The 13,805-nt window shown below is 69.4% G+C and carries 16 protein-coding genes and 1 pseudogene; 13 read left to right on the top strand and 4 right to left on the bottom strand.

Translation table 11 applies throughout. From position 1 onward, the window contains the following. The 4 genes from WH07_RS32290 to WH07_RS32275 all read right to left on the bottom strand — a co-directional run. On the bottom strand, positions 1-1,324 hold a 1,324-nt coding region (locus WH07_RS32290), incomplete at its 3' end, for a hypothetical protein (RefSeq protein ID WP_052744631.1). 373 nt (positions 1,325-1,697) lie between these two features. Next, positions 1,698-1,832: a DLW-39 family protein gene (locus WH07_RS41525; RefSeq protein WP_208857699.1), complete on the bottom strand. Its 135-nt coding sequence runs from the start codon at positions 1,830-1,832 to the stop codon at positions 1,698-1,700. A 395-nt stretch (positions 1,833-2,227) separates the two neighbouring features. Then, entirely contained in the window at positions 2,228-3,658 is a 1,431-nt protein-coding gene (locus tag WH07_RS32285; protein WP_046508028.1) for a tyrosine-type recombinase/integrase, read from the bottom strand. Between the two features lie 436 nt (positions 3,659-4,094). After that, complete coding sequence (locus WH07_RS32275; protein ID WP_046508022.1) at positions 4,095-4,496, bottom strand: helix-turn-helix domain-containing protein; 402 nt, start codon at positions 4,494-4,496, stop codon at positions 4,095-4,097. Between the two features lie 305 nt (positions 4,497-4,801). Between WH07_RS32275 and WH07_RS36475 the strand changes: the two genes are divergently transcribed. The 13 genes and pseudogenes from WH07_RS36475 to WH07_RS32210 all read left to right on the top strand — a co-directional run. Further along, a complete protein-coding gene (locus WH07_RS36475; protein WP_157877472.1) occupies positions 4,802-5,242 on the top strand; it encodes a hypothetical protein in 441 nt (146 codons plus the stop codon). Between the two features lie 77 nt (positions 5,243-5,319). Then, on the top strand, positions 5,320-6,108 hold the full coding sequence (locus tag WH07_RS39180) for a BN159_2729 family protein (protein WP_052744628.1): 789 nt from the start codon (positions 5,320-5,322) through the stop codon (positions 6,106-6,108). Continuing rightward, complete coding sequence (locus tag WH07_RS32260; RefSeq protein WP_052744627.1) at positions 6,105-6,509, top strand: response regulator transcription factor; 405 nt, start codon at positions 6,105-6,107, stop codon at positions 6,507-6,509. The genes WH07_RS39180 and WH07_RS32260 overlap by 4 nt, the downstream gene beginning before the upstream one ends. Then, positions 6,506-7,627 carry a hypothetical protein gene (locus tag WH07_RS32255; protein WP_046508021.1) on the top strand — a complete coding sequence of 374 codons (1,122 nt, stop codon included), beginning with the start codon at positions 6,506-6,508 and terminating at the stop codon, positions 7,625-7,627. The genes WH07_RS32260 and WH07_RS32255 overlap by 4 nt, the downstream gene beginning before the upstream one ends. Next, positions 7,624-7,866, top strand: a complete 243-nt coding sequence (locus tag WH07_RS32250) for a hypothetical protein (RefSeq protein WP_046508019.1) — start codon at positions 7,624-7,626, stop codon at positions 7,864-7,866. The genes WH07_RS32255 and WH07_RS32250 overlap by 4 nt, the downstream gene beginning before the upstream one ends. Beyond that, a complete protein-coding gene (locus tag WH07_RS32245) occupies positions 7,863-8,153 on the top strand; it encodes a hypothetical protein (protein WP_046508016.1) in 291 nt (96 codons plus the stop codon). Before WH07_RS32250 ends, WH07_RS32245 begins: the two co-directional genes overlap by 4 nt. Next, positions 8,150-9,454, top strand: coding sequence for an ATP-binding protein (locus tag WH07_RS32240; RefSeq protein WP_063775865.1), 1,305 nt, complete (start codon positions 8,150-8,152; stop codon positions 9,452-9,454). The genes WH07_RS32245 and WH07_RS32240 overlap by 4 nt, the downstream gene beginning before the upstream one ends. Before the next feature lie 74 nt (positions 9,455-9,528). Further along, entirely contained in the window at positions 9,529-11,004 is a 1,476-nt protein-coding gene (locus WH07_RS32235) for a UvrD-helicase domain-containing protein (protein ID WP_106409735.1), read from the top strand. Further along, positions 11,001-11,276: a WhiB family transcriptional regulator gene (locus WH07_RS32230; RefSeq protein WP_046508014.1), complete on the top strand. Its 276-nt coding sequence runs from the start codon at positions 11,001-11,003 to the stop codon at positions 11,274-11,276. Before WH07_RS32235 ends, WH07_RS32230 begins: the two co-directional genes overlap by 4 nt. Positions 11,277-11,344: 68 nt before the next feature. Further along, positions 11,345-11,641 (top strand): hypothetical protein, encoded by a 297-nt coding sequence (locus WH07_RS32225; protein ID WP_046508012.1) that lies wholly within the window; start codon positions 11,345-11,347, stop codon positions 11,639-11,641. Between the two features lie 22 nt (positions 11,642-11,663). Beyond that, the gene (locus tag WH07_RS32220; RefSeq protein WP_046508010.1) at positions 11,664-12,041 is read left to right on the top strand and encodes a hypothetical protein; all 378 of its coding nucleotides are present in this window, start codon (positions 11,664-11,666) and stop codon (positions 12,039-12,041) included. Then, entirely contained in the window at positions 12,041-12,898 is an 858-nt protein-coding gene (locus WH07_RS32215; protein WP_046508008.1) for a DUF2303 family protein, read from the top strand. The genes WH07_RS32220 and WH07_RS32215 overlap by 1 nt, the downstream gene beginning before the upstream one ends. 74 nt (positions 12,899-12,972) lie before the next feature. Beyond that, a pseudogene (locus WH07_RS32210) lies at positions 12,973-13,805 on the top strand (hypothetical protein); the annotation flags it as partial.

The following is a 13,805-nucleotide window of genomic DNA, read 5'->3' as shown; positions in this document are numbered from 1 at the left end:
CCCCCGTCCCCCGCCCGGGGCCCTGGCTCCGGCGTCCGCGCCGCCGCGCGACCAGCGTCCACACCCCCAGCCCGAGCACCAGCGCCGTACCCGCGCCGATCCCGCTCGCCGCGACCACCGCCATCGTGGTGCTGTCGCTCGCCGTGCCGCCCGCCTCGTCCGTACCGTCCGTACCGCCGCCCGCCACGGTGAAATCGCCCGCGGGCCCGTCGTACTCCGGCCCCTGCCGCGCCTCGCCCTCCACGTCCACCCGCATCGTCAGCCCGTATGGCCCCGGGCCGAACTCCTCGCCCACCTGCGGATTGAGACTGACCTTCAGGTAGTACCAGCCCGCGAAGCGCATCTCCTTGTCCCCGGCACGCGAACCAAAACGGTTCTCGTACGCCACCGGGGGCAGCGCGTCGAGCGCGGTGGTCCTCTCCCTGCCGGAGTACGCCATCGAACCGGCGCTGTCGACGAGCCCCCGCGCCGGGTTGTAGAGGGACATCGCCAGTGCGCCGCTCACAAAGCCGCGCCCCGGCGAAGTGCCCAGCCCCGCAGTGGCGAAGAGCTGCTGCCCCCAGTCCACCGGCACCCTGTAGAAGAGCGTCTCGCCCGGTTCGATGGACGCCGTCCACGCGCCGTCGGCCAGGTCCTCGGCGTCGTTGAAGCCCGTGCCGCCCTCACGCGCCCGTGCCGTACCCCCGGCCGGCGCCGGCGAGGCGCTGGGCCAGTCGGAAGGCGCCTCGGTGGGACCGGCCGCCTTGAGCCCCGGCTCGGCGACATGGCGGATCTCCAGCTCCCAGGGCTCGGGGGAGGAGGTGTCCTCACTGGTCCGCTCGATGACGACGTAGTACGGGCCGGCCTCCTGGCACGCGTGCGCGCCCTGTTCGATCATCCGGTACGCGTACGCCGCCAGCGGCCGGGGAAAGCGGCCGGACGAGCCGAACTGCGCGTCGTTGGAGGAGCAGTCGCGGCCCTGTGGGTCCTGTACGGACACCTTGATCCGGTCCCCGTAGGCGACGGTCGTACCGAGCGAGGGCACGGCCACCGCTGAAACATACGCGTTCGTCCGGGCGTCGAGATCCAGCCGGTAGACCAGCTTGCCGCCCGGCTCGATCGAGTCGCGGTACGTGGCGCCCGCGGCCAGCGACTTCGCCCCGCCGACGCCCGTCGCGCCCTCGATCCGCCGGGCCCCCGGGTCGAAGACATACGGGCTCGGCTCGGCGTCCGCCGCCACCGCCTGCCCCGGCAGTGCCACCACGGCGCATATCGCCGCCACCGCCATGCCCGTCGCCGCCGCCCCGGCCGACACCGCCCGGCCCCTGCTGCGCTGCCACTTCACGCGCTTCCCCTCGCCCTATCGGCCGTCAGGTCCTGTCCGGCGAATCTTCGCGGGACAGGACCCAGGGCCTCTCGTTCGGATCTCGCCGACCTGCCGGACCCGGCCCAAAGCCCCTACGCGCCGCAGCGGTCGCGGCGTCCGTCCATCCTGCCCCGGCGGATCCGCCACTGTCCCACCCGCCCGGTTCACCCGTACGACTTTGCTTGCGCAAGCGAACAGTTCGCGCCAGTGAAGCGGCCCATGCCCGGTGAACCACCCCCGCGCCTCCCGGCCCCAATGCCTCGCACCCGTTCCACCCCGGTCCACGCCCCTGGCAGCACGAAGCCCCGGCCGCTCGGCGGCCGGGGCTTCCACTCTTCAGGACTGTTGCGTCTCACACACCCGAACCTGCGGGCACGGAGTCGGTCGCCTCCGTCCACAGATCCTGCTCGGCGCGATCCGCCTGGATCTGGCGGTACACGAGGAGCCCGCCAATGGCGGCCAGTGCGATCAGGAGAAGCTTCTTCACCGCGCGACCTCGTCTTTCCTTGACGTAGGGGACTTCTGCCGCCCGACTATACACACCGACCGATACCGATCGGTGACCTGCCCGCAACCCAACTACGGCCTTGATCAGGCAGAAAAACAGCCGGCCGGACAAATGCAATCGAGCCCGTACGGAGATGCTCCGTACGGGCCCGATTGTCGCGGTGGGGCTAACAGGATTTGAACCTGTGGCCTCATCCTTATCAGGATGGACCCCTAACAGGCTGATGCGTGCAGCTCAACCGTATGTAGGGGATAGGCCCCATCTACACCTGTCTACATAGCTCAACCCACCCTCACCCCAGCCCGGCCCACTCGCCCGCTGGGGTAGTTCTGGGGTAGCAGCGGGGTAGTTTCGGGTGGTGTCCGAGGCAGACATCACGCCGCTCGCACCGGCCGCAGATGGGGACGTTTGCGGACAGGAACACCAGGCTTCCCGTCCTCCAGTGCCGCCAGAACCTGACCCGCGAAGTCGGCTGCCGCGTGCGTGTAGAGCCACGTCACCTCACCAGCGCGCTCGTGCCCGAGGATCTCCTGAGTGACAACCTCCGGAACCCCGTGGGCGTGGAGCCGTGAGGCGAACGCGTGCCGGGTGTCGTGGAAGTCGGGCCACCAGTCCGTACGGTCCTCCTTCACTGCCCGGGTCCGGCCGGTGACCTTGTCCCGCTTCTGCACATTGACAGTCCGGACCGTGGCCCGTGCTACTCCGGCGGCCTGGATGGCGGCAATCCAGAGCCGGTGGAACGCAGACCGCCTCAGCGGTGCCCGGTAGGGCTCGCCCGCGCCGCCGTTCGTTCGGGATCCGCGGCGCACCTTGTTTCTCCCGTGGAACACCAGCTCGTTCTCGCACAGCCCATCTTTGAGCGCCGACTCGTTACGGCTGGCGCCCGGCTCCGCCGCCCACACCTCCCGCAACGCGCGCGCCGCGAGCCCGGTCATCGGCACCGTTCTGAGGCCCGCGTCCGACTTCGGGTATGCCTTCCGCTTGATCTTCCCTCGCGGCTCGATCAGGACCTCACGAACGTGGATCCGCCGCCCAGCGAAGTCGACGTTGCACCAGCGGAGGCCGGCCAGCTCCTGGAAGCGGAGGCCGGTCTCCTGCGCCACGACGAGAAGGTTGTGAAAGTGCTTCGGGAGCTGGTGGCGGATGAGCCAGAGCTGGGCATAGCTCGGCGGCCTCCTGTCCTCCGGATGCTTCTTCTTCACCGTCGGCAGCTTCACGCCCTCGGCCGGATTGAAGGGAATCCGCCTGTCGCGCTTCGCGTCTTCCAGCATCCGGTCCAGGACCTGGAAGCACTTCGTCACCGAGCTGGCGGCGAGCGGGCCGCCGTTCTCGTCGTGCAGCCCGTTGACCCACAGTTGGGTCTCTCGCCACTCCATCTCGAACAGCTTGACGCCAGCGAAAGTGGGCGCGATGTGGTTGCGCCACATCCCCTCGTCCCGGAGCTGGGACTGCGTCCAGTGCTCGATCCGCAGCTCGCCTTTGGTCTGGGTGGGCCACCACAGCCGCCACCAGGCGCCGAGGGTGATCTCGCCGCGGGCGGGATCGATCCAGGTCCGCTTGCGCATTTCCGTACGAGTCTCCTCAAGGAACTCGACCGCCGCGGAGTACGTCGGCTTGTTCTTGCTGCGGCCTCGACCTGAGGGGTCGGTGTAGCGCGCCTCCCAGCTCCCTATGTGCTCGTCGGTGGGCGGCCGGTCGCCCGGGTACTTCGCGAGGCACGGCGGGCAGCCGCACCGCATGCTCGGGTTGGGACGTGGATTGGTGGTGGAGGTGGAGGCCTTCGCGGGGGCCTTCTTGCGCACCATGCGGTGTGCTCCTGATCAGAGAGTCGATGCGCCGGGCACGGCTGCTGGGACCGAAGAAAGGTCGGGGAGCACGAGGGGTGCTCCGCAGAAGCAGCGGAGGCCGGCGCCAGCGGCGGTGGTGAACACACCGAGGTCGATGGCCAGGAGCGCGTGAAGTTCTCTGATCAGGTCGTGTGGATGGGTGCCCCCTTGGACGCGAATCTCGACGGCGTCCGGGTCCCAGATGGCGATCTCCGACTGGTCCGAGTCGACCACGGCGATACGGATACACACAGGAACCCCCCAGGTACGCGAGCGAAGTACGAAGTGCGCCGCGGGAGGTCGGCAGGGAGCCGAGGCTAGCCTGTGTGTGGAGGATGTGCGAAGAGTTTGGCCAAACTAGTTTAGTGTCAAATCAGTGGCAAAAAACCGCCCTTCGTAAGGCAACCCTTACTGTTCACGAGGCCGGGCGCCCCATCGCTTCCGCGATCCGGATGAGGTCTCGTTGCCGGTCGGTCGACAGAGCCCGGTAGATCCTCAGAAGCCGCTCCTCGCGCTCCTGATCGCTCGGGCCGGGGACCGGTCGGCCGATGGCGGCGAAAATCTGCCGCACCGTGACGTCAGCTCCCCAGCGGCGCAGCACTTCCGCCATGCCCCGGAACACCTCTGGGTCCACCCGCGACGTGCCCCGGCGGCCGGCCACCCAGTGGTTCAGCGTCGAGTACCGGATACCGGCAGCCGCCGCGAGTTCCTTCTGCGTTCTGTCGGCCTGGGCCAGCGCGCGCGTGAGGAGCGCCCCCAAGTCTTCGCCCTGCTCGGCGGCGGGGTGGTCGCCGGGGTCGTCTTGGCCGGTAGTCACGAGGGAGATGGTCCGGCATCGGCATCTACATATGCAAGTAGACCGGAGAACGCTGACCAGGATTTGACCGCTCCCACTCCACCTACATCACCCCTGTACGCCCCAAATGGGCACACGTGCCGCACCTGGCCACGCCACTCACCCTCTTGACTCAATCTCCATCTACATAGAGACTGTAGATAGTGCAGGTCAGCGCGACCGGCACACCCCTTCACGTCACAGCCCACAGCAAGCCGAAGAGGTTGGTTCCCATGCGACGACGAGACCACGGAGCGCCCATCCGGAAGGCCATGAAGGCCGCCGGCATGAGCGTCAGCCTCCTCGCCGCCAAGACCAAGGAGATCGACCCGACCGGCGAGGGCCTGTCCCCTTCATATGTCGGCTTCATCGTCGGCGGCGGCAAATCCGTCCGCGAGACGTGCAGCGACCGAGCGGCACAGCTCATCGCGGCTGCACTCGACCGGGAGATCGCCGACTTCTTCGAGGACGCCATTTTCAGGCTCGACGAATCTACATCTACACGGAGAACGGAGCCTGGCGAGGGCCCGACCGCCCTTCCGGAGCGGCTCATGGATCAAGCGGAGCTGTCCCGCTTCCTGCGGAAGTCGATGTCGTGGATCGACGCGCAGATCCAGGAGGCGAGGGCCCGTGGCGAGCTGTGGCCCGGCCTGATCTACGTCGGTCGGTCCAGGCGATTCGACCCGGCAGCGGTTCTCGAAGGCCAGCGCCTCCAGCGCTCGGCCTGACCACACACAGCGGGGCCGCCCCCGCACGCCAGCACCAGGGCGACCCCAACCAACCCCACCAGAACGAGAGGTAGGCCGTGAACACACAGGCTAACCCCACTCCGCCATCCGAACGAGGTCGCGGAAACAGAACCATCCCTCGGGCAATCGCGAAGATCCGCGAGATCACCGGCACCGACGACCGCACCGCCACCACGCTGGCGGTTGCCCTCGACGAGGCCGGCATCCTCGCCAACCCGCGCCGCAACAGCCTGATCGTCCTGCGCCGTACGAGCGGCGGCCAGTGGACGGATGAGCCGCGCACCGAGCTGGAGGCGCAGGCCCTGGCCTGGGATGCGGCGCTCGGCCGGGCTGCCCGGCTCGCGGAGCAGATCCGTACGGAGATGGGTGGGGAGCACGCTGTCGGCACCGGGCTGCTCGACGTACGGACGAGCCGCGAGCGGGTGCTCGTCTCGGCACAGATCACCAGCGTGGCTCAGTGGGCCGGGTGGTGCCGATACCTCGGTATCACCGAGGAGGAGCCGGGGTCGCCGGAGTACGCGTACATCGGCTCCGGACACCGAGGCGGCGTCGGGGTTTCGGTCGTGGCGTATGACGCGCCGCAGACGGAGGCCCGGACGGTGGCCGCCGCGACGATGCCGTTCCGGTACGGCGGGGGTGTGTTCGACCTGGCACTTCCCCTTCGGGATCAGAAGGGGGGCATCTGGGACTACCGGCAGCTTCGTACGGACGGGATGCCGCTGCTGTCCCGGCGCGACGATCCGACGTACGCGCGGTGCTCGCTTGCGCGCGTCGTTGAGTTCGTCGGCCCGCTGACGGCCGTACGGGACGAGGTTCCCGTGTCGGCCGCCGGGGGTGCGGCGTGACGACACCGGAGCAGAAGGTAACGCTGACGAGCACGTTCCGAGGAGCGCTGATCGCTCACGCCGACGAGCATGATCTCCCTCTGACGACGAGGCAGGTGGAGGGGCTGGCTCGGGCCGCTACGACGGCTGTGATCGACCCCGAGGTCCCGGTGGTGCACCGGGAGGTGGTCCTCTCGCCCCAGCAGCGGGAGGTGTTGCGGACGCTGGCGGTGGGCGAGCGTACGGCGGATATGGCCCGGCGGCTGTGCCTGTCCGAGTTCACGATCAAGACGCATCGCCGCCTGCTCTTCAAGAAGTTGGGGGCGCGTACGGCGGCTGAGGCTGTGGCAATCGGGATCGGCTTGGAGCTGATCTCGGTTCCGGCGAAGCGCCGTCAGACGCGTCGTAGGGGGTCGGCGTGAATCAGGCCCTGAGCCCGGAGAGCCGGGCTGTCATCGCGCAGCAGCTCGGCGACGCGAAGCCCGCGACCGACAGCCTGCTCGTGTCGTTCGGCAAGGCGATCGCTGACCGCCAGGATCACGAGCACCCGAAGTGGGAGGACCTGTTCTGCCTGAACCTGTCCTCATATATGGGGGAGCGGGCGGCGCCGGTGCTGCGTCGTCTGCTTGACGCCGAGGCCGACCGCGACGGGCTGCGGACACGGCTGACGGAGGTGCAGGGGCTGCTCCGTCGGCGGGTGGCTGAGGCTCGGGGCCGTGAGGCGTACGGGCGACGGTTGAAGGCGGAAAACGCTGAGCTGGTGGAGCGTGCCCAGCGTGGGCCCGGCCTGCTCTCGGAGCGGACTCGTGAGCTGGTCGCGATGGAAGCGGACCGCAACCACTGGAAGGGCCGAGTCGCCGAGCTGGAGGCTGCTCGCGATACGGATCGGGCCGCCGCGCTCATTGCGCTCGCTCTGGCCATGCGCGAGGAGCCGTCGTACGACCTGACCGGCAAGGTCGAAGACCTCGGTGAACTTGCACTGAGCGGCGAGCCGGATGAGATTGCCGCGCTGGTCAACGAGATCAGCCAGCTGACGGCCATGGATGAGGTCGCTGCTGGGGTTGCCAAGAGCCTGCTCTTCGCTGCCGCCGCCGAGGCCAGGCGGGCGGTGACCCGCGAGCAGGCGGCGGGCGAGTCCACTCCTCTTGGCGAGCTGCTCGGCTGCGCCAACCCGCGCTGCCGCCGGGGCGAGTGGTCGTCGAAGGCCGCCGAGCGAGGCTGGGAACAGCATGGCGACGGCTGGCTGTGCCCGCAGTGTGCGGCCAACCACGCCGACCGAGCCGAGTTCCTCGCCGCCCAGGTGCCTGACTTCTTCCAGCCCGACCACACCTACACCCACCCCGAGTTCCCTCAGTACGGGTGGAAGTTCCGCTGCGACGCCGTCACCGCCCACCCCGAAGACGGTGAGCGCACCGCGATCGGCTGGCGGTACTTCGACGGCCGGTGGGAGCCCTACGCCTACGGCGAGGACGACTGGAAGACCGGCCAGGCGGTGGGCCGCACCAACACCTCCGCCTCCCAGGAAGGCGGCGAGCGGTGAACGGCCCCGAGCACTACCACGAGGCCGAGCGCCTGCTTGCCCTCGCCAACTACCACGGAGACGGCAACCCGGCCACCGGCGCCGCCCTGACGGCCGAGGCACAGGCCCACGCGACGCTCGCCCTGGTCGCCGCCGTCGCGATGCAGGCGCCCGTGGACGGCGCCGAGCCCGGCATGAGCTCGCCTGAGTACCGCGAGTGGTACCGGGTCGCGGGCGTGAAGCTGGGTGAGGCCGGATGAGCGCCTACACGAGCATCTACCAGGCCCTCACCAAGAGGCGCACACCGATGCCGCCCTCCGAGGCCGCGCGGCTGCTTAGCGAGCTGCGCGCCGAGACCGGCGCCGACCTCGCGGCTGGCCTCCGCGACCACGCCGCCATCGAGTTCCAGCCCGGCGCCACGGACACGCGCGCCATCCACCGCCGGAAGAAGGCGAAGTACGGCGCGGTCATCGCCTGCGCCGACTGGGTCCTCAAGGCCACCGGCGCCCGCCCTATGCCCACTCAGCGCACCCGGAGCACCTCGTGACGACGTTCACCTTCGCCCCCGCCACCCGCGAACAGGCCCGAGCCCGCATCGCGCTGGAAGGTCCCAGCGGCTCGGGCAAGACCTTCACCGCCCTCACCCTGGCCACCGCCATGGGGGACAGTGTCGCCCTCATCGACACCGAGCGGGGCTCTGCCTCGAAGTACGCCCGAGGCAAGTCCGGGCAGGGATTCGAGTTCCAGACCCTCCAGATGCACACGTACGACCCCCGAGACCTCCCCAAGGCCCTTGCCGCCGCCGCCGACGCGCGCTTCGACGTCGTGATCGTCGACTCGCTGTCGCACTTCTGGATGGGCCAGGGCGGCATGCTCGAACTCGTCGACGCGATCGGCAAGCGAGGCGGGGGCGGCGGGAACTTCGGCGGCTGGAAGGACGCCAAGCCTTTCGAACGGGCCATGATCGATGCCCTGTTGGCCTACCCCGGGCACGTCATTGTGACGTTGCGCACGAAGTCCGAGTGGGTCGTCGAGGAGGACCAGCGGACCAGGAAGAAGACGGTCCGCAAGGTCGGCACGAAGGCCGAGCAGCGTGAGGGCCTGGAGTACGAGTTCGACATCGTCGGCGACCTCGACCAGGAGAACACCCTCGTCGTTACGAAGTCTCGGTGCCAGGCGCTCTCCGGCGCGGTGATCAACCGTCCCGGACCGGACATGGCCGCAACCGTCCTGGAGTGGCTGAACGACGGTGAGTCCGTGCCGGACTCGGCGTCGCTGCTCGACGAGGCCGTGAGCGAGGACCTGACCTACGCGGGGGCTCTGGCGCTGCACAAGCGAGCGGAGCGGTACCGGCTGCTGGGGTCGGCCGTCCTGCATCCGGTGACCGGGGCTCCGACGTCGCTGGGTGACGTGATCGTGGAGCGTGGCCGCCAGCTCAAGTCGGTGATGGCCCCGGCGACCGCCGGGCAGACAGCCGCCGCACCGAGTAGGGCGATGGAGCCGACGACCGGCAACCAAGCCGGACAGGAGCAGCCGACCCCGGCGGCCCCCCAGCAGCCTCCGGCCGGGCCGACCGGCGACGCGCCGGTGACAGCGCCGCAGATGCGGATGATGCACGCCTGCTTCACCAAGGTCGGCCTCGGCGCGAAGGACGACCGGGAGCGTCGGCTCCACGCGACCGCGCTGATCATCGGCCGCCAGATCGGGTCCGCGAACGAGTTGACGCTCGACGAGGCGAACACCCTGCTCGACACGCTCTCCAACTTCGGTGACCGCGCCGACCCGGCCGGGGATTTCAACGCGATGGTCCAGGGCCTCCTCGACGCCCAGCAGCCTGCCGCCGCCTGATCCACCACTGACTGCGGGTCCCGCCGACCGATCGCGGCGGGGCCCGCACCACCCCCGAGAGGAGGAACACCCCAGTGGTGGACCCCACCCCCGAGCAGGCCGAGGCCATCGACACCTACGGCGACGGCATCGACCTGGTCCTCCAGGCCGGCGCCGGATGCGGCAAGTCGAGCACGCTGAAGCTCATCGCGAAGTCGGACCCGCGCCGCCGGATGACGTACGTCGCCTACAACAAGTCGATCGCGGCTGATGCGAGGCGCAGCTTCCCCGCCAACGTCGCGGCGAGCACCGGGCACGGCCTGGCCTTCGACCCGAAGTTCTTGCCGCGCCTGAACCGCCCGCGCCAGACCGCACACGCCGCAGCCCAGGCCCTCGACGTCAAGTCGATCCTCGGCATCATCGGCGCGACCCCCGCCATCCCGACGGACCTCGGCGTGCCGAAGGCCATGACCGGCAAGATCATCATGCGGTGCGCGCTGGACACCATCTCCCGCTGGTGCCACAGCAGCGACCCCGAGATCACCTCCCGGCACGTGCCCAGGTACGACGGGCTCACCAAGCCGGAGGTACGGGAGCAGCTCGGCGCCCTGGTGCTGCCCGTCGCCCACGCCGCGTGGGCCGACCTCACTACCGAGGACGGTGTCCTGCGGTTCGACCACGACTACTACCTCAAGCTCTGGGCCCTGTCCGGCCCGAAGTTGCCGGTCGACGTGGTGCTGCTGGACGAGGCGCAGGACACCAACGATGTCCTCGCGGCTGTGATCCTGGACCAGGACCACGCGCAGCGGATCGCGGTCGGGGACAGCTCGCAGGCGATCTACGAGTGGCGCGGTGCCCGGGACGCGCTCCATGGGTTCGTTCAGGCCCTCGGCTGCCCCGAGCTGACGCTGTCCCAGAGTTTCCGCTTCGGTCCGGCGATCGCCGACGAGGCGAACCGGTGGCTCCGCGTCATCGACGCGCCCCTCCGGCTCACTGGGTTCGACCAGTGCGATTCCTCGATCGGCCCGGTCGACGCCCCGGACGCGATCCTCTGCCGCAGCAACAGCGGCGCCATGGGCATCGTCATGGAGGCCCTGACCACCGGCCGGAAAGTCGCACTCGTCGGCGGAGGCTCCGAGATCAAGCGCCTCGCCTGGGCTGCCGAGGCGCTTCAGGACGGCCGCCCGACCGACCACCCGGAACTGATCGCGTTCCCGTCATGGGATGCCGTACGGGAGTACGCGGAGGAAGAAGACGGGTCGATGAAGGTCTTGGTGAAGCTCATCGATGAGCACGGGACCGACCGGATCGTGGCCGCCGCTGACCAGCTCGTCGCCGAGAACCGCGCCGAGCTGGTGGTGTCGACCGCGCACAAGGCGAAGGGCCGCGAGTGGAACCGCGTGCGGATCCACTCCGACTTCCGGCCGCCGAAGCCGAATCCGGAGACCGGGCACGTCTTGCTGAAGCGCGAGGAGGGTCGCCTCGCGTACGTCGCGGTGACCCGGGCCCGGGAGCGCCTCGACAGCCAGGCTCTCGCCTGGGTGTCCACGATCACGGCGGTGTCGGCATGACGTCCGACGCGCCGGACTGGGCGAAGGCGGCATGCCGCGACATGGATGTCGACCTCTGGTTCCGCGAGGCGGACCAGGCCGACACCCGGCTCGCGCTGTCGACCTGCTCCGGCTGCGAGATCCGGATCGAGTGCCTGGAGGCCGCCATGGACGAGGAGAAGGGCAAGGGCTATCAGATGCGTCACGGCATCCGGGGCGGGCTCACCAAGGGGCAGCGCCATGACCTTGCTGCCAGCCGCCGCAAGGCCGCCCGCGCCGCCGCTGCGGCCTGACTCCTGGTGCGCGGCCGTGACCCCTCTGCACCGGCCGCGCACCAGGCCACCACCCCGGAAGGAGACCGATGGACGAGCAGATGCCCGAGTGCAGCCTCTGGCTCGGGGACGAGCGCGCCTACTGCCGCGCCGTCGTCGGCGTCCGCCGGTACCTCCCCGGCCTGCGCTGCCCGCTGCACACCCCGGCCGCGCTCGCCGGGCAGCCGGAGCCCCAGACCGGCCCCGGCTGGCCCGCCGGCGCCTGGACCACCCCGTCCCCGCAGAGCGCCAGCGCCCTGTTCGACGCCCGCGCGGTGGCCTCCGGCAAGCGCCGGGCCGCCGCCCACACCTACCGCGCCGCGCAACAAGCCGTCGCGCGGCACTGATCACGAATCACGAAGGGATCGCATGTCCACCGAGAACGAGGAGCAGCGCACGGTCCGGCCGTTCGCCGCGTTCCTCCAGGAGCAGTCCGGCGGCACGCTGCACGACGAGCTGTCCGAGAAGCTGCACGAGCTGCTCGCCGCCGTACGAGAGACCGGCCGGGCCGGTTCCCTCGCGCTGAAGATCGACGTCAAGCCCATCTCCGGTACGGACGGCCGGACCCTGACCGTCACCGACAGCGTTGCCGTGAAGGCCCCCAAGGCCGAGCGCCCGAAGAGCATCTTCTTCGTCACCGACGACGGCAACCTCTCCCGCACCGACCCGCGCCAGCCCGTGATCACAGGGCTCCGTGAAGTCGACACCATCCCCGCCAACTCTCAGAAGCTCAGGAGCGCCAACTGATGCCCGTCCTCACCTACGACACCGGTCTCCCCCTGCCCGACCAGCGCAACGTGGCCCAGGCCGTGGTTGACGTCGCGCTCCGGTCGGCCCGGCCCGCCGAGCTGACCCCGGGCAAGGTCTACAGCCTCGTCACCCCGGACGGAAAGGCCCACCAGCTCGACCTGACCGGGCCCAAGTTCACGGGCGTCCCCCCGAGGAAGACCGGCACCACCACGGTCCGCGACGTCGACAGCTTCCTGGCCTACTTCGACAAGCACGGCGACTTCGACAGCGAGGTCTACGCGGACGTCGAGCGCCACACGATCACCGCCGTCCTGGACGCACACCAGTCGGACGCCCCTCGCTGGTCCGAGCACCGCCTCCACCTCTCTCTCCGGCCGACCGCGGCCTGGCGTGCGTGGATGGGCATCGACGACCGCCTCATGCCGCAGGGTGACTTCGCCGAGTTCATCGAGGACAACCTCGTCGATCTGGTGGAGCCGGACTCCGCGACGATGCTGGAGCTGGCCGAGTCGTTCCAGGCGACCACCAGCGCCGAGTTCCAGTCGTCCCAGCGTCTCGACTCCGGGCAGCGCCGGTTCTCGTACGTCGAGGACGTTCAGGCGAAGGCCGGCCACCGCGGGGACATCACGATCCCCGGGACGCTGACGCTCGCACTCAGGCCGTTCGAGGGCTCCGAGCCGTACCGGGTGATCGCCCGCTTCAAGTACCGGCTGAGCAAGGAAGGTCTCCGTCTCGGCATCAAGATCGAGCGCCCCGGTGACGTCCTTGCCGCGGCGTTCGAGGACATCCGGACGCTCGTCGACAACGGCATCCCCGAGGAGATCGCGGTGCTGAACGGCTCCCCTCTCCACTGACGTTCCGCCCCAGGTGCGGCCGGTCACTTCCCCGGCTGGCCGCACCACCCCCGCACCACCCCCCAAGGAGATCCGTGGGCAGCCGCCTGTACGTCGAGGTGCTCGACTACGCCCCGACGACGCTGACGCACCGCGAGAAGCTCGCGCTCTTGGTGCTGGCGGACGACGCCCGCGACACCACGCGGATCACCTGGTCCAGCGTGGAGTCCGCGAAGGTCCTCCGCCGGGCGCAGGTCAGCCGTGCCCAGATCTACGCGGTGATCAAGGCCCTGGTCGAGAAGGGCTGTCTGGAGAAGGTGAGCGCGGGCCAGAAGAACGGCACGGCGAAGTATCGGATCCTTCCCCTTCAGAGTCCGCAAATCCCGGACGCTGATGACGACTCCCAGCGTCCGGATTCTCCTGACACTGACGATCCTCAGCATCCGGAAAGCCCTGACACTGAGCCTGAGCCTCAGCGTCCGGAGAATGCGGACACTGACCCCTCTCAGAGTCCGGAAACCCCGGACACTGAGCCTGAATCACAGTGTCCGCAAATCCCGGACACTGACGAGTCTCAGTGTCAGGAAATCCCGGACGTCAGTGTCAGGGAATCCCGGACACCTACTCGCTCTGCTCGCTCTACTACCTCTACTAGCCAGCGAGCTGGCCAGCCCGCCGACCTCGGCTACGGCATCCCCGAACAAGCACTCCCCCTCGTGGATGGCCTCACCTCAGCCGGAGTGATCGTCCGCTGGCCCTTCAAAGGCGACGGCTGGTTCCCCGTCCTCGGCCTCATCGCGAAGGTCGGCGTGGACGCGATGATCAACCAAGCCGCCAAGGCAGCCGCGAGGACAGACGTCGATTCCGCCCGGTATTTCATGCCTGGCTGGAGCGAACTCCCACCTCTCCCCGGCTCCGGCCCCCCGCC

The organism is Streptomyces odonnellii, from assembly GCF_000981895.1.
GTDB classification, from domain to species: Bacteria; Actinomycetota; Actinomycetes; order Streptomycetales; family Streptomycetaceae; genus Streptomyces; species Streptomyces odonnellii.
This window is presented reverse-complemented; position numbering and strand designations above follow the sequence as displayed.